The organism is Halarcobacter sp. (assembly GCF_963675975.1).
Lineage (GTDB): Bacteria > Campylobacterota > Campylobacteria > Campylobacterales > Arcobacteraceae > Halarcobacter.
Map to the genome: position 1 here is coordinate 45,159 of NZ_OY780939.1, position 22,518 is coordinate 67,676.

The window sequence follows — 22,518 nt, forward strand, 5'->3', positions numbered from 1 at the left end:
GCAAAGCCCTAATTTTATTCTTCGTCGTAATCTTCGAATTTAATTTTTTTGTTTTTGTATAAACCAGTTCCTACAGGAATTGTTCTACCAATAACAACGTTTTCTTTTAAGTCTTCTAACATATCCATTTTAGCTGAAATTGCTGCTTCAGTTAAAACTTTTGTAGTTTCTTGGAATGATGCTGCTGAGATAATAGAGTCAGATGTTACAGCTGCTCTTGTAATACCAAGTAATAATGGTTCAGCAATAGCTGGTTTACCACCAAGTTTGATAATTTTTTCATTCTCTTGCATAAATCTTTTCTTAGAAACCATATCTCCAATGATAAATTTAGTATCACCACCATCAATAATAGAAACTTGTCTTAACATTTGAGATGTAATTACCTCAATATGTTTATCCGCAATATTTACCCCTTGAGATCTATATACTTGTTGTACTTCAGATACAATAAAGTAATGTAATGCTTTTTCACCTAAAATCTTTAATACATCATGTGGAGAGATTTGACCATCTGTTAATGCTTCACCAGCATGAACAAACTCACCCTCTCTTACAAGAATTTGTTTAGATTTTTCAACTAAGTATTCTGCTTTGTTACCATTTTCATCAGTAACAATAATTCTTTGTTTATTTCTTAACGGTTTACCAAATGTAACCATACCATCAAATGATGCTAGTACAGCAATACTTTTTGGTCTTCTTGCTTCGAATAATTCAGATACTCTTGGAAGACCTCCAGTAATATCTTTTGATTTTTGTGTTGCTTTTGGTGTTTTACCTAAAATGTCTGCAATTTGAACTTCTTGTCCTTCATTTACAAATAATGAAGTTTTAGGATCAAGTGCATATCTAATTAGGTCTTTTTCATCTGTCGCAACAACAATTGCAGGTTTATAACCAGCAGGGATATACTCATTTACCACAAGTTTAGATGTACCTGTTAATTCATCAAATTGCTCAGCAACAGTTACACCTGGGATAATATCTTCAAATGCAATTTTACCTTTTCTTTCAGCAATTGTAGGATTTGAATATGGATCCCACTCAGCAATTACAACTTGTTCTGAAGATGCTGGTAATGCAATTACACTATCTTTTTCAACAGGAGTGTCATTATCTAATTGAAGTACTGAACCTCTTGAGATATAGTGTCTTAATGCTTCTCTACCCTCTGTATCAACGATTACAGCAAATAAACCTTTTTCGTCTACTTTTTCACCAGAATTGATATCATCTCTTCTTTCTAAATAGTCACCATGAAGTTTGTAGTATTTTACAATACCATGTGCTCCAGAAACTATTGTAGAAGTAATAGGCGCCCCATCTTGAACTTTAAGTTCAGATGCATATGGAATCCTGTTAGGAACATTCCAGCCATCTTTAATCATTTCAACGATAGATTCATTTACATCAACTTCAACACCATCTTTATATGGTAAGTAAAGTTTACCTTCAACTTTTCCTGATACACCAGCAAGTTCATTTGCTTTTGCAACATCATTCTTTCTTAGGTAATATTTTTTCTCTTCTTTACCATTAGTAATAGTTAAAATAACCTCTTCGTGAATAGTTTCAACTGTTACGTTACCTTTAAATGGTGCATTAATTTTAGGTTCAACTAATAAAATACCCGCATTTCTTCTGTTTGCTACAACTATTTTCCCATTTTTATCTGTATGAGTTTTGATGTTGTAGTATCTAATGAAACCTTCTTTATCAGCTCTTAACTCTCTCTCAGTTTGAGTTGCAGATGCAGTTCCCCCAACGTGGAAAGTTCTAAGTGTAAGCTGTGTTCCTGGCTCACCAATAGATTGTGCTGCAACAACTCCAACTGCTTCACCTGGAGTTGCTTTTCTTTGTTCACCTAGGTTAAGACCATAACATTTTGAACATAAACCATGCTCTTCTTTACAAGTTAATGGAGTTCTGATTACTACAGATTTAACTTCAGCTTCAGCAACAACTTTTGCATCCTCTTCAGTGATTAATGTACCCTCAGTAAATAAAATCTCATTTGAGATTGGGTCAATAATATCTTCAGCAATAACTCTACCTGTAATTCTTTCTTCTAATGACTCAATTAATTCATTACCAGAAGTAATATCAGTAATCTCAATACCTTCGTGAGTACCACAATCTTCAACTGTAATTCTAACGTTTTGAGATACATCAATAAGCTTTCTTGTTAAGTAACCCGCATTTGCTGTTTTAAGAGCTGTATCCGCAAGACCTTTTCTAGCACCGTGAGTAGAAATAAAGTACTCAAGTACGTTTAGACCTTCTCTAAAGTTTGAGATAATTGGTGTTTCAATAATAGAACCATCTGGCTTAGCCATAAGTCCCCTCATACCAGATAACTGTCTAATCTGTGCTGCAGAACCCCTAGCCCCAGAATCAGCCATCATATAAATAGAGTTAAATCCATCTTTATCAGTTTTAACTAAATCCATCATCTCAGTACCAAGAGTATTGTTAACCTCAGTCCAGATATCAATAATTTTATTATATCTTTCTTGCTCAGTTAATAAACCTTGAGAGAATTGTTTTTGAACTTCAATAACTTCTTTTTTAGATTTTGTAATATGGTCAACTTTTGTTTCTGGAACTCTAATATCATCAATTGATACAGAGATACCAGCATCTGTTGCATATCTGAAACCTAAGTTTTTAAGGTTATCTAAGAATCTTGGAGTTACTTCATATCCACCATGTTTGTAGATATAATCAACTAATGCACCAATATCTTTTTTCTTTAAAATTTTATTCCATAATTCAACAGGAACAAAATCAGGTAAAATTTCATGAATAATTAATCTACCAATTGTAGAGTGAATCACTTTATCATCAATTTTTGTTCTGATTTTTGCATGAAGATCAACTCTTCCCATTTCTAAAGCAATTTTTGCTTCATTTACGTCTGCAAATAGTTTGTGTTGTCCTTTTACACCCTCTTTTTCTAATGATAGATAGTAAATACCTAAAATCATATCCTGAGAAGGTACAGCAATAGCTCTACCTGAAGCTGGTAAAAGAATGTTCATTGAAGACATCATTAAAATCTTAGCTTCTGCAACTGCTTCTTGCGATAAAGGAACGTGAACTGCCATCTGGTCACCATCGAAGTCGGCATTAAATGCCGCACAAACTAATGGATGTAATTGAATAGCTTTACCATCAATTAATACTGGGTGGAAAGCTTGAATTGACAATTTGTGAAGAGTTGGTGCTCTGTTTAGTAAAATTGGATATTCATCAACAATTTCTGATAAACATTCCCATACTTCATTTGTCTCAGACTCAATTAATCTCTTAGCAGATTTTAAAGTAGTTGCATAACCTTTTTCTTCTAACTTAGCCATTAAGTGTGGTTTAAATAGCTCAAGAGCCATTTTTTTAGGAATACCACATTGGTCCATATTTAAAGAAGGTCCAACAACGATTACAGATCTACCTGAGAAGTCAACCCTTTTACCAAGTAAGTTTTGTCTAAATCTTCCTTGTTTACCTTTAATAATTTCAGATAAAGATTTAAGAGGTCTTTTGTTTGCACCCTTAACAGCATTTGCTGTTTTACCATTGTCAAACAACGCATCAACTGCTTCTTGAAGCATTCTTTTTTCATTTCTAATAATGATTTCTGGTGCATCAAGTTCTGTTAATCTTTTAAGTCTATTATTTCTGTTAATAACTCTTCTATAAAGGTCATTTACGTCTGAAACAGCAAATTTACCACCATCAAGAGCAACAAGTGGTCTTAAATCTGGTGGAAGAACTGGAAGTTGAGTAAGCATCATCCATTCTGGTCTATTTCCAGAGTTGATAAAGTTTTCAACAACTTTAAGTCTTTTTACAATAGTTTTTCTTTTTGCTTCAGATTTAGTTGCAGCCATATCCTCTTTAAGCATATGTAATAATTCAATTAAATCTAAAGTTTCTAGTAAATCTCTAATTACATCTCCACCCATGTTTGCTTCAAAACCTGTGTGGTCAAATAAATCAGAAATAGTTCTAAATTGCTCTTCATTTAAAATATCAAATTTATTAACTTTTTTAGTTTTTTCATTATCATAGTAAGCTTCACCTGGCTCACTTACAATATATGCTTCATAATATAATACTCTTTCTAAGTCTTTTAATTTAACACCTAAAAGTGTACCAATTCTTGTTGGAAGAGAAGATACCATCCAAATATGAGCAACTGGAGAAACAAGGTCAATATGTCCCATTCTGTGTCTTCTAACTTTTGAAGAAGTTACTTCAACACCACATTTTTCACATACAACACCTTTGTATCTCATCTTTTTGTATTTACCACAAAGACACTCATAGTCTTTTACTGGTCCAAAAATCTTAGCACAAAATAAACCATCTCTTTCTGGCTTTAATGTTCTATAATTAATAGTTTCAGGTTTTTTAACCTCTCCTGAAGACCAAGATAGAATTTTTTCAGGACTTGCAAGTCTTAACTGAAACGCAGAAAAATCTTGCGGTCTTTCTAATTCTTTAATCTCAATTGGCTCTAAATTTAATTCGTTATTACTCATTATCTTCTACCTCTTCGAAAATCTCTACATCTAACCCTAAGGCTTTTAACTCTTTTGTTAATACGAAGAATGTTTCTGGAACACCAGAACTTGGAACATTTTCACCATTTGCAATAGCTCTATAAGCTCTTGTTCTACCCTCAACGTCATCCGATTTAGTTGTTAACATCTCTTTAAGAACATTTGTTGCACCATATGCTTCAAGTGCCCAAACTTCCATTTCCCCAAATCTTTGTCCACCAAATAGTGCTTTACCACCAACTGGTTGTTGCGTTACAAGTGAGTAAGGACCAGTAGATCTTGCGTGAACTTTTTCATCAACTAAGTGGTGAAGTTTCAGCATATACATATAACCTACGTTTACTCTCTCTTTCATTTTATCACCAGTCTTACCATCATATAATGTAGACTTACCATCTGTATCAATTTTTGCTAACTCAAATAATCTAGCAAATTCATCTTCTTTTACACCATCAAATACTTGTGTTGCAAATCTAACACCTTTAGCCCAGTCTTGACCATATTTGATAAGATCTTCATCTGAAAGCTCTTCCATGAATTTTTTACCATTCATAAGTTTAGCTACATCAGCAATCTCTGCCATTTTTACTCTAAGTTCAGAAATAAAATCAGCTTTTTTAGCATCAAACATCTCTTGGATTTGATTACCTAATTTTTTACCAGCAAGACCTAAGTGAACTTCTAGAATCTGACCAATATTCATCCTTGAAGGTACCCCTAGTGGGTTAAGAATTACATCAACAGTAGTTCCATCTTCTAAGTATGGCATATCAACTTGAGGTACAATGTTAGAAACGATACCTTTGTTACCGTGTCTACCTGCCATTTTATCCCCAACTTTGATTTTTCTCTTAGTAGCAACATAAACTTTTACTTGTTTAATAACACCACTTGGTAAAATATCGTCATGCTCAAGAACTTGAAGTTTTTCTTCATGCTCTTCTCTTAAAGTTGCTTTTTGTTTAATAAAGTAATCTTTAATCTCGTTATATTCTTTTTCAACATCTTTAGAGTAAGAAGATACAACTTTTTTCATAGCAAATCTATTAACAGATGCTAAAATATCAACTGGGATATTTGCACCAGATTTGTATGTAGTACCTTCAACTTCCACATCTTTTGCTAAAGGAGATTTAGATAATAAATCATTGATTTTTAAAATCTCTTCTCTATCAAGCATTAAAAGTTTATCATGATGTTTTAAGTCAAGTTCAGCTTTTTCTGCTTCAATCTCAGCAACTGCTCTTTCGTCTTTTTCATAACCTTTTTTAGTAAATACTTTTACATCAACAACTGTACCTTCCATAGAAGTTGGACAGTATAAAGATTTATTTATAACGTGACCTGCTTTTTCACCGAAGATTGCTCTAAGTAATCTTTCTTCTGGAGTTGGTTTAATCTCACCTTTTGGAGTAACTTTACCAACTAAAATCATTCCTGATTTTACATATGTTCCAACTTTTACAATACCTGAGTTATCAAGGTGAGTAATAGATTCTTCTTTTACACCTGGTAAATCTCTAGTAATCTCTTCATTACCATGTTTAAGCTCTCTACACTCTACTTCTTTTTCATAAATATGAACAGAAGTAAATGCATCTTCTTCAATTAATCTTTGAGAAAGAACGATAGCATCCTCATAGTTATATCCATTCCAAGGCATGAACGCAACCATTGCATTAACACCAACTGCAAGCTCACCATTATCCATTGATGGACCATCAGCGATAACTTGACCAGCTTCTATAACTTCACCCTCTTTTGTAGCTGTTCTTTGCCCAAAAGATGTATTGTTATTTGTTCTTACATTTTTATTGATTTCATAATGATCAATGAAAGCACCGCTTTCATCTTCACCAGAAATATATACATTTTTAGCATCAGCTTTTTCTACAACTCCACCTCTTTTGGCTTTAATTGCTTCCCAAGCATCTCTTGCTACGATTTTTTCTAAACCAGTACCAACAACAGGTGCATTTGGTCTTAATAATGGAACAGCTTGTCTCATCATGTTCGATCCCATAAGTGCTCTGTTGGCATCATCGTGCTCTAAGAATGGAATTAAAGATGCAGCAACACCCATTACCATTTGAGAAGAGATATCTATTAAATTAACTTTTGCTCTTTCTACAAGTAAGATTTCTCCATCTTGTCTAGCTTCAATTAGTGGCTCAATAATTTTTCCATGGTCATCAACTTTTGTTGAACCTGGAGCAATAATTTTACCCTCTTCTTGAGTTGCAGTGTAGTATTCAATCTCATCTGTTACAACACCATCAACAACTTTTTTATATGGAGCTTCAATAAATCCTAAATCATTAACTTTAGAGAAAGTTGATAAAGTATTGATAAGACCAATGTTTTGTCCCTCTGGAGTTTCAACTGGACAGATTCTACCGTAGTGAGTTGGGTGAACGTCCCTAACTTCAAATCCTGCTCTCTCTTTTACTAAACCACCTTCACCAAGTGCAGAAAGTCTTCTTTTATGAGTAACTTCTGATAATGGGTTAGTTTGGTCCATAAATTGTGATAACTGACCAGATGTAAAGAACTCAGTAATAGTTGACGTAATCATCTTAGAGTTAACTAAATCGTGTGGCATGATATCTTCTAATGTACCAGATAAAGTAGTCATTTTATCTCTAATTGCTTTTTGCATTTTAATTAAACCAGAATGTAATTCATTTGCAAGAAGTTCACCAATTGCTCTAATTCTTCTGTTTCCTAAGTGATCTCTATCATCAATATGACCATGACCAGCCTTAACTTTTACAAGATATTGAACAGTTTTGATAATATCTTCATAAGTTAATACAGTTACATATTCAGGAACATTTACACCTAACTTGTGGTTCATTTTCATTCTACCAACTTTAGTTAAGTCATATCTTTCTGGATCAAAGAACAGTTTTCTAACAAACTCTTTAGCAGCTTCTTTAGTTACAGGCTCACCTGGTCTCATAACTTTATAGATTCTAATCGCTGACAAATCATTTTCATCATCAATTTGCTCAGTTTGTTTTAATAATTTTAAAGATTCGGCATCTTGCTTAAATGCATTAATAATTGAATTATCTACTCCAGTAGCTAAATCATTTGCGATATCAAAGTTATCAAAACCTAAATCTAATAATTTTTTTAATTTTAATTCATCAAGGTTAGTTAAAGCATCAAATAATACTTCCCCTGATTCTGGATCATAAATAGTATTTGCTGTAGATCTATCCATTAATAAATCAACTGGATATTCAACTAATTTAAGACCACCATCAACTAAAGCTTTAGCTTTTCTTTCTGTAAGTCTTTTACCAGCAGCAATAACTAAATTACCTTTATCATCTTTAATATCAAACTCAACTCTTCCTGTAAAATCTTGAGGATTAAATTCAGTTAAAAATTTGTTATTTTTAATTTTGATATTTAGAATTGGGTAAAATAATTTGATAATATCTTCTTTAGAGTAACCTAATGCTCTAAAAAGAATAGTTACAGGAACTTTTCTTCTTTTGTTAATTCTTACATATAATACATCTTTTGCATCATATTCGAAATATAGCCAAGATCCTCTATCTGGGATAATTTGACCTGTATATATTAATTTATTTCCAGCTGTGTTTGATTCTTCTTCTTTAAAGATAACACCTGGAGATCTGTGTAATTGATTAACAACAACTCTTTCTACACCATTTACAATAAATGATGTTCTATCAGTCATTAGTGGGATTTCTCTGATGAATAAAGATTGTTCTTTCATATCTTTAACACCGATTTTCTCACCAGTTTTTTCGTCTAAGTCCCATAGTGTAAGTCTAATATTGATTTTTAAAGGGATTGAGTATGTAAGCCCTCTAACCATAGATTCTCTTACATCATATTTTGGTTTACCAACTTCACTTCCTATATACTCTAGAGTGATTCTATTTTGAGCATCGTGGATTGGAAAAACTGATTTGAATACTTTTTCAATACCTGCTTCAGTTCTTTCATCTTTTCCTATCATTAGGAAGTTATCGTATGAACTTTGTTGTAATTGTAATAAATTTGGAATTTCGATTTGTTGAGGATTTTTTGCAAAATCAACTCTAAGTCTATTACCAGATTTTAAAGAGTTTAACATTGTCGACCTTATTGAAAATGTGGTTTACTTTTTAGCTTTGTATATAAAGCGCAAAAGCATCCTTAAAGGATAGGGTTAAAATTTGCCTTCAAATTCTAACCTTAGCCCTCAAAGATGCTAATCTTTATACAAGGCATAAAGCCTTGTATAACAGGAAACAGGGTAATTACAAAAAGTAATTATGCTAGTTCTACAACAGCACCTGCACCTTCTAATTCAGTTTTAGCAGCTTCAGCGTCTTCTTTAGAAACACCTTCTTTTACAACAGCACCAGCTTCTTCAGCCATTGCTTTTGCTTCTTTTAATCCAAGACCAGTTAACGCTCTAATTACTTTAATTACGTTAATTTTCTTAGCTCCAGCGTCTTTTAATACAACGTTGAATTCAGTTTTTTCTTCTGCAGCTTCAGCAGCTCCACCAGCAACTGCTCCACCAGCAACTGCAACAGGTTGTGCAGATACACCAAATTTCTCTTCAAATTCTTTAACTAATTCTGATAATTCTAATACAGATAAACCAGAGATGTATTCTAATACGTCTTCTTTAGAAATTGCCATTTCATTTTTCCTTAATTTATTTTTTTAATTTTTATTTATGTTATAAATGCGTATTTAAATTACGCAGCCTCTTCTTCTTTTTTCTTTCTAAGAGCATCAAGCCCGATTGTAAAGTTAGTAACTGGAGCCATCCATGTAGCAGCAAGCATACCAAGAAGTTCTTCTCTAGATGGTAATTTAGCAAATGCATTAACTCTAGCAACATCTGCAATTTCACCTTCAATGATACCAGATTTAATTGCAAATTTATCTTTATTTGCTGTTGCAAATTTATCAGCAACTTTACAAGCAGAGATTTGATCTTCAGACCATAAGAAAATGTTATTTCCAGATAATTCAATATCACCTAATTCTGCATTTTTTACAGCAACTGTAACTAATGTATTTTTAGCAACTTGAACTTTAACACCATTTTCTTTAGCATCTTTTCTTAAACCTTCTAACTCTTTATGAGAGATTGCATTATAATCACAAACTACGATAGCTTGAGACTCTTTAAATTCAGAAGTTAAGAAATCAATTACTTCAGCTTTTTGTTGTTTAGTCATTTATATTTCTCCTTTCAAAACATCCAACTTCGGTAGGTTTTACAAAATACAGGAGTAGTATTTAACCCACTATCTTCAGTTTTTAATGTAGTGCTTTGATTAACACTCAAACGTGGGGATAATATCCCCACTATTGAATGTTAATTAAATAAAGTAAACCTTATTTAATATCCATTAATTCTAAAACGTCAACATTAATTGATGGTGACATAGTTAGTGAAATTGCAGCATTTTTAATGTATCTACCTTTTGCAGATGCAGGTTTTGCTTTGTTGATTGCAGCAATAAATGCTTCAATATTTTCTTTGATTGCTTCTTCAGAAAATGATACTTTACCAACAGCAGCATGCATATTTCCTTTTTTATCAACTCTATATGCAACTTGACCACCTTTTGCATCACTAACTGCTTTAGTAACATCCATAGTTACTGTACCAGTTTTAGGGTTAGGCATTAAACCTTTTGGCCCTAAGATTCTACCTAATTTACCAACTAGTCCCATACAATCTGGAGTTGCAATTAATACATCAAAATCAATGTTTCCAGCTTGTACGCTCTCTACTAAATCATCATTACCAACAATATCAGCACCAGCTGCTTTAGCTTCATCCATTTTTGCACCTTTAGCAAAAACAGCAACTCTAACAGTTTTACCAGTACCATTTGGAAGTACAACAGCACCTCTAATCATTTGATCAGCATGTCTTGGATCTACGTTTAAGTTTAATGCAACTTCAACTGATTCATCAAATTTAGCTGATTTTAATTCTTTGATTTTTGCACAAGCTTCTGCAAATGCATAATTTTTATCTTCAACTTTCTCTAATAACGCTTTATATCTTTTTGAAACTTTTGCCATTTTATTCTCCGCAATTTTTTATTTTTTTTGCTACCGCTGTTTTTAGCCTAGTGGTCGGGCTTGTTATATTATAACTCTGTATCAATTCCCATTGATCTAGCTGAACCAGCAACAATTTTTGCAGCTTGTTCTTTGTCGTCAGTATTTAAATCTGCGATTTTCATATCAACGATTTCAAGAATTTGGTCTTTAGTTAATTTTCCAACTTTGTTTTTAAGTGGATTATCTGAACCTTTTTTAACACCAGAGATTTTTTTAATTAAATCTGTCATTGGTGGTTGTTTTAATACAAAAGTAAAACTTTTGTCATTGTAAACAGTGATTTCAACTGGAATAGTGAATCCACCTTTATCTTTTGTTTTTTCATTGAATGCTTTACAGAATTCCATGATGTTAATCCCTCTTTGACCTAGAGCAGGACCAACAGGTGGTGATGGATTAGCAGCACCAGCTGGAATTTGAAGTTTTAATATTCCGTCAACTTTTTTAGCCATCGTATTTCCTTTTTAAATTTTTTATTGTTTTTAATGATTTAGGCATTAGGCAAGAAAACTCAAAGGAAGCCGAAGTTTTTTTGCCTAATGCCTAAAAATATATTTATACTACTCTTTCTACTTGAGTATAGTTTATTTCAACTGGAGTATTTCTTCCAAAAATTGAAACATTTAATTTTAATAATCCTGAAGCCATATCAAAATCTTCAACTACACCGTTAAAGTTTGCGAATGGACCTTCATTGATTCTTACCATCTCACCTTCATCAAATGAAATTTTTGGTTTAGCCGCAGCTCTATTTTGAACTTTGTCTAAAATTGAATCAATATCTTTTTTAGATAATGGAGTTGGTTTTTTAGATTCACCAATAAATCTTCCAACTTTTGGCATTGATTGAATTCTATGCCATAATGCAGTATCTAAATCTATTTTAGCAAAAGCATATGCAGGATATAGAGGTCTTTCAACAATTGTTTTATTACCTTTTTTAACTTCAATTAAATCTTCTGTAGGAACTAAAACTTCAGAAATTCTACCATCAGCCATCTCTTCTGCAAGTCTTTCTAATGCTCTTTTTACAGCTAATTCACTTCCTGAGTGTGTTTGTATTGCATACCATTGTTGTGCCATTAAATATTCCTTAGTTCATTACAGCAGATAAGCTTAGAGACATAATTGCATCAATTAATGCTAAGAAAAGAGAAATAACTGTTACAACTACAAATACAGAAAGGTAAGCAGATCTAATTTGCTCTTTGATAGGGAAGATAACTTTTAAAAGTTCTTCTTTAGCATTTTTATAATAAGTTTTTAATTTATTCACAATTGACTCCAGTTTCTAAGCTTGATAAATTCTTTTAAAAGAAGTCAATACTGCTTTTAAAAAAATTTAGTGGCAGGCCAGACAGGACTCGAACCCGTAACCATCGGATTTGGAATCCGGCGCTCTACCATTGGAGCTACTGACCTGGTTACAAACCACAAAGGTTAAGAAAAGTCTTACGACTTTAACTTAACTTCTTTATGAATTGTGTGTTTTTTTAATCTTGGGCTATATTTTTTAATAGCCATTTTTTCTGTGTATGTTTTTGGGTTTTTGTAAGTAGTGTAGTTAATATCACCACACTCCTCACATTTTAGTCCAATTTTAATACTTACTCCGTTTGCCATAGCTTATCCTTACTTGATGATTTCAGCAACAACTCCAGCACCAACAGTTCTACCACCTTCTCTAATAGCAAATTTAGTACCTTTTTCTAGAGCTACTGGAGCAACTAATGCAACAGTCATCTCAACGTTATCACCTGGCATAACCATTTCTGTACCTTCTGGTAAAGTACAAGAACCAGTAACGTCTGTTGTTCTTACATAAAATTGTGGTCTGTATCCTGAGAAGAATGGAGTGTGTCTACCACCCTCTTCTTTAGAAAGGATATATACTTCACCTTTGAATTCAGTGTGTGGAGTAATTGAACCTGGCTTAACAAGAACTTGTCCTCTTTGAACATCTTCTTTTTTAATACCTCTTAATAAGATACCAGCGTTATCACCAGCAACACCTTCGTCCATCTCTTTTCTGAACATTTCAATACCAGTTACAGTAGTTTTTTGTGTATCTCTCATACCAACGATTTCAATCTCTTCGTTTAGTTTGATTGTACCTTTTTCAATTCTACCAGTAACAACAGTACCTCTACCTTGAATAGTAAATACATCTTCAACAGGCATTAAGAAATCTTGATCAGCATCTCTTTCTGGAGTTGGGATATAAGCATCAACTTCTGCCATTAAGTTATAGATTTTTTCAGACCATTCACCAGCAGTACCAGATTTAGCTTCTTCTAAAGCTTGGAATGCAGAACCAGCAACGATAGGAGTATCATCACCTGGGAAATCGTACTCAGAAAGTAATTCTCTAACTTCCATTTCAACTAATTCTAACATCTCTTCTTTATCTTCATCATCAAGTTGATCTTCTTTGTTTAAGAATACAACGATGTATGGTACACCAACTTGTTTAGATAATAAGATGTGCTCTCTTGTTTGAGCCATTGGTCCATCAGTTGAAGCAATAACTAAAATAGCACCATCCATTTGTGCAGCACCAGTAATCATGTTTTTAACATAATCGGCGTGACCTGGACAATCTACGTGTGCGTAGTGTCTAGTTTCAGTTTCATACTCAACGTGAGAAGTAGCAATTGTAATACCTCTTTCTCTTTCTTCTGGAGCATTATCAATTTGATCATAATCCATAGTTGCTTGACCATTTTTAAGCCCTAAACACATAGTGATTGCAGCTGTTAATGTAGTTTTACCGTGGTCAACGTGACCAATAGTACCAATATTTACGTGCGGTTTACTTCGCTCGAATTTTTCTTTTGCCATAAAATTCCCCTTAAAAAATTTTGGTTGTTATTGCCCTCTGAGTAGATAAGTCCGATAACTTCTCTATTCAGAGGGGATGTTTACTATTAATATACCTACAAAAAAAAGCAATATTTTTTTGTGGACTGGTATTTTACTTAAAAAATACTAAAAAAAACTTTAATGGGAGATTTTTTATAAAAAAAGGGAGTTATAAAAATGCGTTATAACTCAGCTCCCAGTAATCAATAAATAAATTAATGGAGCGGGAAACGAGACTCGAACTCGCGACAATCTGCTTGGAAGGCAGAGGCTCTAGCCAACTGAGCTATTCCCGCAACATTACGTGGTGGTGAGAGAAGGATTTGAACCTTCGAAGCCATAGGCGGGAGATTTACAGTCTCCTGGATTTGACCACTCTCCAACCTCACCGTTGAAAAAATTATTGTTCTGGTCAAGCGCTGATCTTTTTAAGATTACGCACGACATTAATAAAAATGGAGCTGGTGAAGGGAGTCGAACCCCCGACCTGCTGATTACAAATCAGCTGCTCTAGCCAACTGAGCTACACCAGCGTCCAATAATTTAAGTGGTGGCGCGGGGCAGAATCGAACTGCCGACACAAGGATTTTCAGTCCTTTGCTCTACCGACTGAGCTACCGAGCCATACGCTTTTTGAATGCGTCCTTCTTAAATTGGAGTGAAATTATATACAGTAATACATTAAAAGAAGCTTAAACTAGAAACAAATCTTTTAAATTCTTCTCCTCTTTGCTTATAAGAGTTAAATTGATCTAAAGATGCAGCTGCTGGAGAAAGCATTGAAACACTGTCTGTATCGTGTTTCTTTGATATTTCTTCTACTGCTTTTTCTAAATTTTTACATTCTGAATTTTTTAATTTGTATTCATCACAAAATTTAGAAATTCTTTCACAATTACTTCCTATAGAGAAAATTTCCACTTCGTAATCTTTTAAAAATTCAAAAAGAGGCTTTAAGTTTGCACCTTTATCATCTCCACCTAATATTAAATATATCTTTTTTTCTTTATAAGGAGGTAATGCATTAATTGTTGCATCTATATTTGTAGCTTTACTATCATCTATCCATAATCTATTTTGTTTATCATAAAACTCTTCTACTTTATGCTTATCTACTTTATATGTATTTATTTTTTCATAGTCAATATCATCAAATACTATCTTTTTTGTTGCTAAAGCTAATAATGCATCTAATAGAAATGGTTCTTTAAAATCTACTTTTTCTTTTTCTATATTAAAGTATGCACACAAATCATCACTATTTTTATATGTTATTTTCATAGCACTGGTAGGATAATCTTTATATGCTTCAGGTATTATTGCTATTTCCCCCTCTACCATCATAGATAAAGGTTTTAGTTTTGATTCTTCATATTCTTTAAAACTTCCATGCCAAGAGATATGATCTTCAGATATTGGTAATAATACATATAAATTTGGTTTTGCTATATTTGTATAATGAAAAGTGAAAGAAGAGGTTTCAAGAATCCATATGGGTGCATTTTTATCTAATTTTGTAATGGGTGTACCAATATTCCCTCCACATACACTACCTTTAGATTCTAACAAATGCTGAATCATTTGGGTTGTTGTTGTTTTACCATTTGTTCCACTAATCCAAATTGAAAAGGGCATATCTTTATAAAGTAAATCATAATCACTTTGAATATTCTTTGCTTTTTTTACCATTTCATTATATGGGGGAATACCTGGACTTACTATAGTTATATCGTCAGATTCTAAATTGTATTTATCGAAATCATTATCATCATATAATATGACATCATTAAAATTATCTTTAATAGCTTGGGCAGTGAGCCCTTTACCAAGTACTCTAATCATTATATCTCCTAGCTTTTTTAGCTCAATTCTATTGGTGTCTTAAAATAATTCCACATGCAATCTATATATAAAGGGGGAAGTATTTCTATATTTTTAACAATTCCTATCTAATTTTAAGACTTAACAAGGCAACTAAATTTGCCATAAAAGAAACAATCCAAAACCGAACTATGATTTTATTTTCTTTCCAACCCTTTTGCTCAAAATGATGATGAATTGGAGCCATTAAAAATATTCTTTTTTGTCTTAGTTTATATGAACCAACTTGTAGTATTACAGATACTGTTTCAATAACAAATACAAGTCCAATTAAAATAAGTAATATTTCAGATTTTGCTACGATTGCCATATATCCCATAAAAGCTCCTAATGGCAAGGAACCACTATCACCCATAAATACTTGTGCAGGATGACAGTTATACCAAAGAAATGCAATCAAAGAGCCAATAAGAGCTGAACCTATTATTGCTAATTCACCTGAGGTTTGAATACTAGGTAATAAAAGATAAGATGAAAATACGGCATGTCCACTAACATATACTAATCCTGAAAGTGTTACAAATGCTATTATTGATGGAACTGTAGCTAGACCATCTAATCCATCTGTAAGATTGACTGCATTTGATGCAGATACAATAACTAGCATCCAAAATGCAATAGCAAAATAACTCATATCAAAAAGTGGGTATTTATAAAATGGTGTATATATTGTAGTTGTATGGTGATATACAACTAAAACAATAGAAACAACACAAGCAGCTAAAAATTGTAATATAAGTTTTCCTTTTGGAGTTAAGCCAGCTGAATTGCTATTTTTTAGAATTTTTGAAATATCATCTTTAAATCCAATAAAAGAGAAAGCACCTAAAACTAAAAGTGCCCCTACTACATAGAAATTGTTTAATTTTACAGTTAATAATGTTGCGATTATAGTAGAAAAAATAAAAACAACACCACCCATAGTTGGAGTACCAGCTTTTTCTTGATGAGATTCAGGCGCATATTCATAAATAGGTTGGGAAGCCTTTTTTGATTTTGCCCATTTGACAAACTTTGGAAGCAAATACATTGTTAAAAAAAATGAAATAAAAAATGCAATTCCTGCACGAACTGAAATATATTGAAAAATATTAATATCTAGATGTCTATAAAACCAATAAAACAAATTTAAGCCTTCAATTTCAGGAAAGGATACTCCTGAGTTTTAAAAAACCCCAATCTCTGCCTTTGGACAAAGATATATATTTTCAGCAAATATAGGAGTTAGTTTTGGTATAATCCGCGAAGATTATAATACAATATACTTTTTAAAAGGTTTAAACAATGAGCAAAAAAGCAATCTTAGTAATTACCGATGGGATAGGGTTTAATGAATCAGAAAGTTATAATGCTTTTGTAAACGCAAAAACTCCTACATACGATTATCTATTTAAAAATATCCCTTATTCTTTAATCCATACTTATGGTAAATATGTTGGTTTACCAGATGGACAAATGGGAAATTCAGAAGTTGGTCATATGACAATTGGTAGTGGTAGAGTACTATACCAAGACTTAGTAAAAATAAATATGGCTATTGAAAATGATACATTAAAAGATAATGAAATTATAAAATCAACAATAGATAGTTCTAATAATATTCATTTAATTGGTCTTCTAAGTGATGGTGGAGTTCACTCTCATATAGAACATATAATAGCTCTTGCAAAAATTGCAAAAACAAATAATAAAAAAGTTTTTATCCATGCTATAACTGATGGTAGAGATGTAGCACCTAACTGCGCAGCAAAATATATTAAACAAATTTTAGATATTTGTGATGAGGATATAATCTTAGCAACAATTGCAGGAAGATATTACTCTATGGATAGAGATTCAAGATGGGAAAGAGTACAAAAAGGTTATGATGCAATAGCTTTCGCACAACCAAAAACTTCAAATAATCCATTGGACTTTATAGAAGATTCATATAAAGAAGAGATTTTTGATGAATTCTTAGTACCAACTGCTTTTGAAGGATATGAAGGTTTGGCACAAAATGACGGAATAATATTTTGTAACTTTAGAAGTGACAGAATGAGAGAGATCTCTAATGCAATAGCAAATAAAGATTTTAATGAGTTCAATAGATTTGAAGAAAAACTAAATATCGCAACAATGACACAATATGATAAGAATCTTCCCCTACCAGTAATTTTTCCAAAAGAAACACCTAAAAATACTTTAGCAGAAGTTATATCAGATGCAGGATTAACACAACTTCATACAGCTGAAACTGAAAAATATGCCCATGTGACTTTTTTCTTTAATGGTGGAGTTGAAGAACCAGTATTAAATGAAAGTAGAGTTTTAATCCCTTCTCCAAAAGTAGCAACTTATGATTTAAAACCAGAAATGAGTGCTCCTGAAGTTGGTGTTGAAGTATTAAAAGCAATGGATGCGGATACAGATTTTATTGTTGTTAACTTTGCAAATGGTGATATGGTTGGACACACTGGTGTTTACGAAGCAGGTATTAAAGCAGTTGAAGCTGTAGATAAAGAGATTGGTTTAATTATAGAAAAAGCTAAAAAGAAAAATTACAGTTTAATATTAACAAGCGACCATGGTAACTGTGAAATGATGAAAGATACAGAAGGAAAAACTCTAACTAATCATACAGTAGGAGATGTATTTTGTTTTGTAATGGCAGAAAATGTATCTGAAGTTAAAGAGGGAAGCTTAAATAACATAGCACCAACTGTACTTAAACTTATGGGTGTAGAAAAACCTGATGAAATGGATGAGGCTTTAGTTTAATGCAGCAAACTGTAGAGATAAAACATCTTAAAATCTCAACGGAAGATAAAACTCTAGTTGATATATGTTTTAATATAAAAAACTCTACAGCACTTATAGGGCAAAGTGGAAGTGGTAAATCTTTAACATTAAAGTCTATATTAAACCTACTTCCTTCCAATTTGAATTTAAAGTTTGATTACAATTCACCATTTGAACTAAATAGTAAAAATATAGGGTTTATTCCGCAAAATCCATTTACATCACTCTCTCCAATGACAAAAATTAAAAATCAATTTTTTTGTAAAAATGAGAAAAAAGAGGAACTATTTAATCTAGTAGGATTAGATACAAAATTTTTAAATAGATTTCCAAGTGAACTTAGTGGGGGACAACTACAAAGAGTAGTTATAGCTATTGCCCTTAGTAATGAAATAAAATTTTTACTTTTAGATGAACCAACAACAGCTTTAGATGAAAATTCAAAAAAAACAATCTTGGAACTAATATATAAGTTACAAAAAGAGTTAAATATTCTAACTCTTTTTGTAACTCATGATATAAATTCAATAAAAAATATTTGCGAAAATATCGTGATTATAAAAGATGGTGCGATTATTGAAAAAGGTACAACAAAAGATGTACTAAATAATCCTCAATCAACTTATACAAAAGAGCTTATAAACTCAACTTTCGAAAACAAAGATTTTAGGGAATAATATGATTAAATATATTTTTACATTTATACTATTAGTTGGTATTGCAGTTACAGGATGGCTATTAAGTTTATACAATGATATTAGAAGTGATATAGATAAAGTAGTTAATTACAACCCACAAAAAACAACTCAATTTTTTGACAAAGATGGGAACTTAATTGCTAATATATTTAAAAAAGAGCATAGATTATATGTAAACTATGATGATATCCCAGCAAGAGTAGTAGAAGCACTTGTAGCTATTGAAGATACACACTTTTTTGAACACCATGGAATAAATCCTGATGCAATTAGTAGAGCAATGATTAAAAATATTAAAGCAATGGGGTATGTTGAGGGAGCTAGTACTCTAACTCAACAATTAATAAAAAGTGTTGTTTTAAGTAGAGAAAAAAAATTAATGAGAAAAATCAAAGAGGCTTTACTTGCAATTAGACTTGAAACTATTTTAACAAAAGAAGAGATTCTTGAAAGATATTTAAATCAAGTTTATTTTGGTCACAGCTATTATGGTATTCGTACAGCGGCACAAGGATATTTTAGAAAAGATCTATTTGAATTAAATTTAAAAGAGATTGCAATATTAGTTGGACTTCCAAAAGCTCCAAGTTTTTATGACCCAACAAAAAATTTAAAATTTGCCCTAACAAGAGCAAATCAAGTTATAAACAGAATGCATACTTTAGGTTGGATAAATGAAGAGGAATATAATAGTTCAATAAACTATATTCCAGAAGTTTATAATGATACTTTAACAAAAAATCAAGCTCCATATATTGTTGATTATGCAATAAAATTATTACACAATGATATAGATGATATAAGATCAGGTGGATATAAAATTAATCTTACAATTGATTTAGATGCTCAAAGAATTGCAAGGGAAGCATTAACTTATGGATATAATAGAATTATTGATAGAGATAAAAAACTGCAAAAAAATCCAGTAAATAATGTAATAGAAAAAGGTGAAGAGAAAGTTCCTGTTGAAGAAGGGTATTTTGTTGATACTCTTAATGGAGCATTAGTTTCAATTGAAAATAATACAGGTAAAATTTTGGCATTAGTTGGTGGAGTTGATTATACAGAATCATCATTTAATAGAGCAGTACAAAGTAAAAGACAGCCAGGATCTGCGGCAAAACCATTTCTTTATCAAACAGCTTTAGATTTAGGATATTCTCCTGCTTCTCAACTTGTAGATATTGGAAGAACTTATGAATATGAAATTGATGGGGAAGAGAAAAAATGGCAACCAAAAAATTATGGAGGAAAATTTAAAGGTATTATCACATTAAGAGAGTCATTAACTAAATCTAGAAATCTTGCTACTATTAATCTAGTTACAGATGTTGGTATTAATGAGATGTATAAAGGCCTTGAAAATTTTGGAATTACAGGTATGCCTAGAGATTTATCAATTACATTAGGTTCTTTTTCAATCTCTCCTCTTGATTTAAGTAAAGCTTATAGTTCATTCTCAAATGATGGGATTCAAGTTACTCCATATATGATAAATTCAATTACAAATAGTAAAGGTGAAACAATAAGTTTTGAACCTGAAACAAAATATGTAGATTCTCCTGAACAAATTTTTCTTATGAAAACAATCTTAAAAGATGTAGTTCAAAAAGGAACAGGAAGAAGAGCAAAAGTAAAAGGACTTGAATTAGCAGGTAAAACAGGAACAACAAATAATAATGTTGATGCATGGTTTTGTGGATTTTCTCCAACTATACAAACAATAGTTTGGTTTGGAAAAGATAATAATGCACCTATGAGAAGAAGTGAAGGTGGAGGTACAACAGCAGCTCCTTCATTTTCTTATTTTTATGATAAATATTTAGAGATTCATCCTGAAATCCAAAGAGAATTTACTATGCCTGACAATGTTAAAACATCATTTGTAAATGGTCATAAAGAGTATTATACTGAAACATCTCCTTTACCAAAAGTTCAAATGCCCGTTGTAAATGAATCTTCATCTGGTGAAGTAATAGAGTTCTAAATAGAACTCTATTTTCTTATCTAATTAACAATCATACTTTTAAATTATTATAGACATAAAAAAAGGCTAGTCCAATTTGGACTAGCCTTTTTTATTTTAATATCTATAAAATAGATACTAGCAAGAATAAGTTGATTTGAATTCAAATGCAGTTGGTCTTGCTTCGTCTGGCCAAACTTGAGTTTCAAATTTGTAGTGTTGGTATGTATCAATCATTTCTTGAGAGAATACAGGTTTTAAGAAATCATTATCTCTAATTAAAGCTTCTAATGAACCTCTTAAAGTATGAGGCATTTGAGGGATTTTTCTCTCTCTAATTTCGTCTAATGATAATTCGAATAAATCGTCATCCATTGGACCTACTGGCTCATATTTATTTTTAATACCATCTAATCCAGCCATTAACATTGCTGCGAATGCTAAGTATGGGCAAGCAGTTGAATCTGGGAATCTCATTTCAACTCTAGTTGCTTTTTCACCAGCTCCGTAAGGAATTCTACAAGATGCTGATCTGTTTTGTGAAGAATAAGTTAAGATTGAAGGAGCTTCGAATCCTGGGATTAATCTTTTGTAAGAGTTAGTTGATGCATTAGTAAATGCTGCAACAGCTCTAGCGTGTTTGAAAACACCACCAACATAATGTCTAGCAGTTTCACTTAAGTTACCATATTCACCTTCAGAGTAGAATAAGTTTTTACCCTCTTTCCAAATTGATTGGTGAACGTGCATACCGTTTCCGTTATCACCGAATAATGGTTTTGGCATGAATGTACAAGATTTACCGTTAAGGTGAGCAACCATTTTACAAACATATTTATATTTTTGAACATTGTCAGCAGCTTCAATTAAGTCACCGAATACAACACCGATTTCACCTTGTGCTTGTGCAACTTCGTGGTGTCCAAGTGTTACTTCTAATCCAACTTGCTCTAAGATTTGCATCATTTCTGCTCTTAAGTCTACCATTGAATCTGTTGGTTGAACTGGGAAATATCCACCTTTAGTTCTAGGTCTGTGTCCCATGTTTCCAGTTTCATAATCAGTAGCATCTGACCAACAACCCTCTTCAGAATCAACTCTATAGTAAGACTCGTTAATATCATCAATAATTTTTACATCATCAAAGATAAAGAATTCATTTTCAGGTCCGAAATAAGCTACATCACCTAATCCAGATTCAGATAAGTGTCCTAATGCTTTTTTAGCAATAGATCTTGGACATTTTTCATATAATTCACCTTTATAGATATCATATACATCACAAAAAAGAATAATTGTAGAATCAGCTGTAAATGGATCTAAGAATGCAGTCTCAACATCTGGCTTTAATATCATATCTGATTTATTAATTGGTTGCCACGCATCAACAGAAGAACCATCAAATGGCATACCATTTTTTAAATTGTCTTCATTAACTGCACTTAACATATAAGTAAGGTGATGCCACATACCTTTCATATCTGTAAATCTAAGATCTACAAACTTAACTTCGTTTTCTTCACAATATTTGAAAAACTCTTCAGTATTGTTTACAAATTTACCCATGTTTTTAACTCCTTGAAATAATTATGCATAATTGTATCAAAATAAAGAAAAAGATAAATAAAATTTTTGGTTA

16 protein-coding genes and 5 tRNA genes are annotated in these 22,518 nt (G+C 32.0%); 3 read left to right on the forward strand and 18 right to left on the reverse strand.

Features of this window, described 5'->3' with window-relative positions; genetic code table 11:
* Positions 1–14 precede the first annotated feature (14 nt).
* The 17 genes from rpoC to mraY all read right to left on the reverse strand — a co-directional run bounded on the left by rpoC (position 15) and on the right by mraY (position 16,560).
* Positions 15–4,547, reverse strand: a complete 4,533-nt coding sequence (gene rpoC, locus ACKU3H_RS00225) for a DNA-directed RNA polymerase subunit beta' (RefSeq protein WP_320034971.1) — start codon at positions 4,545–4,547, stop codon at positions 15–17.
* Positions 4,540–8,685, reverse strand: coding sequence for a DNA-directed RNA polymerase subunit beta (rpoB, locus tag ACKU3H_RS00230; RefSeq protein ID WP_320034972.1), 4,146 nt, complete (start codon positions 8,683–8,685; stop codon positions 4,540–4,542). The genes rpoC and rpoB overlap by 8 nt, the downstream gene beginning before the upstream one ends.
* A gap of 179 nt (positions 8,686–8,864) precedes the next feature.
* Positions 8,865–9,242, reverse strand: coding sequence for a 50S ribosomal protein L7/L12 (gene rplL, locus ACKU3H_RS00235; protein ID WP_320034973.1), 378 nt, complete (start codon positions 9,240–9,242; stop codon positions 8,865–8,867).
* A gap of 59 nt (positions 9,243–9,301) precedes the next feature.
* Entirely contained in the window at positions 9,302–9,790 is a 489-nt protein-coding gene (gene rplJ, locus ACKU3H_RS00240; protein WP_320034974.1) for a 50S ribosomal protein L10, read from the reverse strand.
* 160 nt (positions 9,791–9,950) lie between these two features.
* Positions 9,951–10,649, reverse strand: coding sequence for a 50S ribosomal protein L1 (gene rplA, locus ACKU3H_RS00245; RefSeq protein WP_320034975.1), 699 nt, complete (start codon positions 10,647–10,649; stop codon positions 9,951–9,953).
* Positions 10,650–10,717: 68 nt separating this feature from the next.
* Positions 10,718–11,143 (reverse strand): 50S ribosomal protein L11, encoded by a 426-nt coding sequence (gene rplK / locus ACKU3H_RS00250; RefSeq protein WP_320034976.1) that lies wholly within the window; start codon positions 11,141–11,143, stop codon positions 10,718–10,720.
* A 103-nt stretch (positions 11,144–11,246) separates the two neighbouring features.
* Positions 11,247–11,774, reverse strand: a complete 528-nt coding sequence (gene nusG / locus ACKU3H_RS00255) for a transcription termination/antitermination protein NusG (protein WP_320034977.1) — start codon at positions 11,772–11,774, stop codon at positions 11,247–11,249.
* A 10-nt stretch (positions 11,775–11,784) separates the two neighbouring features.
* Positions 11,785–11,967 carry a preprotein translocase subunit SecE gene (gene secE / locus ACKU3H_RS00260; protein WP_320034978.1) on the reverse strand — a complete coding sequence of 61 codons (183 nt, stop codon included), beginning with the start codon at positions 11,965–11,967 and terminating at the stop codon, positions 11,785–11,787.
* Positions 11,968–12,037: 70 nt separating this feature from the next.
* A tRNA-Trp gene (locus ACKU3H_RS00265) sits at positions 12,038–12,113 on the reverse strand.
* A 30-nt stretch (positions 12,114–12,143) separates the two neighbouring features.
* Positions 12,144–12,314 (reverse strand): 50S ribosomal protein L33, encoded by a 171-nt coding sequence (gene rpmG, locus ACKU3H_RS00270; protein WP_320034979.1) that lies wholly within the window; start codon positions 12,312–12,314, stop codon positions 12,144–12,146.
* A gap of 9 nt (positions 12,315–12,323) precedes the next feature.
* Positions 12,324–13,532 carry an elongation factor Tu gene (gene tuf / locus ACKU3H_RS00275; RefSeq protein ID WP_320034980.1) on the reverse strand — a complete coding sequence of 403 codons (1,209 nt, stop codon included), beginning with the start codon at positions 13,530–13,532 and terminating at the stop codon, positions 12,324–12,326.
* Positions 13,533–13,772: 240 nt separating this feature from the next.
* Positions 13,773–13,849 (reverse strand) — tRNA-Gly (locus ACKU3H_RS00280).
* 9 nt (positions 13,850–13,858) lie between these two features.
* Positions 13,859–13,943: transfer RNA gene (locus tag ACKU3H_RS00285), tRNA-Tyr, on the reverse strand.
* A gap of 66 nt (positions 13,944–14,009) precedes the next feature.
* A tRNA-Thr gene (locus tag ACKU3H_RS00290) sits at positions 14,010–14,086 on the reverse strand.
* 15 nt (positions 14,087–14,101) lie between these two features.
* Positions 14,102–14,177, reverse strand: a tRNA-Phe gene (locus ACKU3H_RS00295).
* A gap of 57 nt (positions 14,178–14,234) precedes the next feature.
* On the reverse strand, positions 14,235–15,395 hold the full coding sequence (gene murD, locus ACKU3H_RS00300; RefSeq protein WP_320034981.1) for a UDP-N-acetylmuramoyl-L-alanine--D-glutamate ligase: 1,161 nt from the start codon (positions 15,393–15,395) through the stop codon (positions 14,235–14,237).
* A 103-nt stretch (positions 15,396–15,498) separates the two neighbouring features.
* Entirely contained in the window at positions 15,499–16,560 is a 1,062-nt protein-coding gene (gene mraY, locus ACKU3H_RS00305; RefSeq protein ID WP_320034982.1) for a phospho-N-acetylmuramoyl-pentapeptide-transferase, read from the reverse strand.
* A 158-nt stretch (positions 16,561–16,718) separates the two neighbouring features.
* Here mraY and gpmI point away from each other — a divergent pair, with 158 nt between their 5' ends.
* Genes gpmI through ACKU3H_RS00320 form a run of 3 tightly spaced genes read left to right on the forward strand, consistent with a single transcriptional unit; the run spans position 16,719 to position 20,900 of the window.
* On the forward strand, positions 16,719–18,194 hold the full coding sequence (gene gpmI / locus ACKU3H_RS00310) for a 2,3-bisphosphoglycerate-independent phosphoglycerate mutase (protein WP_320034983.1): 1,476 nt from the start codon (positions 16,719–16,721) through the stop codon (positions 18,192–18,194).
* Entirely contained in the window at positions 18,194–18,892 is a 699-nt protein-coding gene (locus tag ACKU3H_RS00315) for an ATP-binding cassette domain-containing protein (RefSeq protein ID WP_320034984.1), read from the forward strand. The genes gpmI and ACKU3H_RS00315 overlap by 1 nt, the downstream gene beginning before the upstream one ends.
* A gap of 1 nt (position 18,893) precedes the next feature.
* Entirely contained in the window at positions 18,894–20,900 is a 2,007-nt protein-coding gene (locus ACKU3H_RS00320) for a PBP1A family penicillin-binding protein (protein ID WP_320034985.1), read from the forward strand.
* A gap of 117 nt (positions 20,901–21,017) precedes the next feature.
* Here ACKU3H_RS00320 and glnA read toward each other — a convergent pair whose 3' ends face one another.
* Positions 21,018–22,445, reverse strand: coding sequence for a type I glutamate--ammonia ligase (glnA, locus tag ACKU3H_RS00325; protein ID WP_320034986.1), 1,428 nt, complete (start codon positions 22,443–22,445; stop codon positions 21,018–21,020).
* Positions 22,446–22,518 lie beyond the last annotated feature (73 nt).

Excerpts from the sequence above, each read along its gene's own strand:
- rplJ (WP_320034974.1), bottom strand. The coding sequence starts at position 9,790 with ATGACTAAACAACAAAAAGCTGAAGTAATTGATTTCTTAACTTCTGAA.
- rpoB (WP_320034972.1), bottom strand. The coding sequence starts at position 8,685 with ATGTTAAACTCTTTAAAATCTGGTAATAGACTTAGAGTTGATTTTGCA.
- glnA (WP_320034986.1), bottom strand. The coding sequence starts at position 22,445 with ATGGGTAAATTTGTAAACAATACTGAAGAGTTTTTCAAATATTGTGAA.
- rpmG (WP_320034979.1), bottom strand. The coding sequence starts at position 12,314 with ATGGCAAACGGAGTAAGTATTAAAATTGGACTAAAATGTGAGGAGTGT.
- ACKU3H_RS00320 (WP_320034985.1), top strand. The coding sequence starts at position 18,894 with ATGATTAAATATATTTTTACATTTATACTATTAGTTGGTATTGCAGTT.
- gpmI (WP_320034983.1), top strand. The coding sequence starts at position 16,719 with ATGAGCAAAAAAGCAATCTTAGTAATTACCGATGGGATAGGGTTTAAT.
- rplL (WP_320034973.1), bottom strand. The coding sequence starts at position 9,242 with ATGGCAATTTCTAAAGAAGACGTATTAGAATACATCTCTGGTTTATCT.
- rpoC (WP_320034971.1), bottom strand. The coding sequence starts at position 4,547 with ATGAGTAATAACGAATTAAATTTAGAGCCAATTGAGATTAAAGAATTA.
- nusG (WP_320034977.1), bottom strand. The coding sequence starts at position 11,774 with ATGGCACAACAATGGTATGCAATACAAACACACTCAGGAAGTGAATTA.
- ACKU3H_RS00315 (WP_320034984.1), top strand. The coding sequence starts at position 18,194 with ATGCAGCAAACTGTAGAGATAAAACATCTTAAAATCTCAACGGAAGAT.
- murD (WP_320034981.1), bottom strand. The coding sequence starts at position 15,395 with ATGATTAGAGTACTTGGTAAAGGGCTCACTGCCCAAGCTATTAAAGAT.
- rplK (WP_320034976.1), bottom strand. The coding sequence starts at position 11,143 with ATGGCTAAAAAAGTTGACGGAATATTAAAACTTCAAATTCCAGCTGGT.
- rplA (WP_320034975.1), bottom strand. The coding sequence starts at position 10,649 with ATGGCAAAAGTTTCAAAAAGATATAAAGCGTTATTAGAGAAAGTTGAA.
- tuf (WP_320034980.1), bottom strand. The coding sequence starts at position 13,532 with ATGGCAAAAGAAAAATTCGAGCGAAGTAAACCGCACGTAAATATTGGT.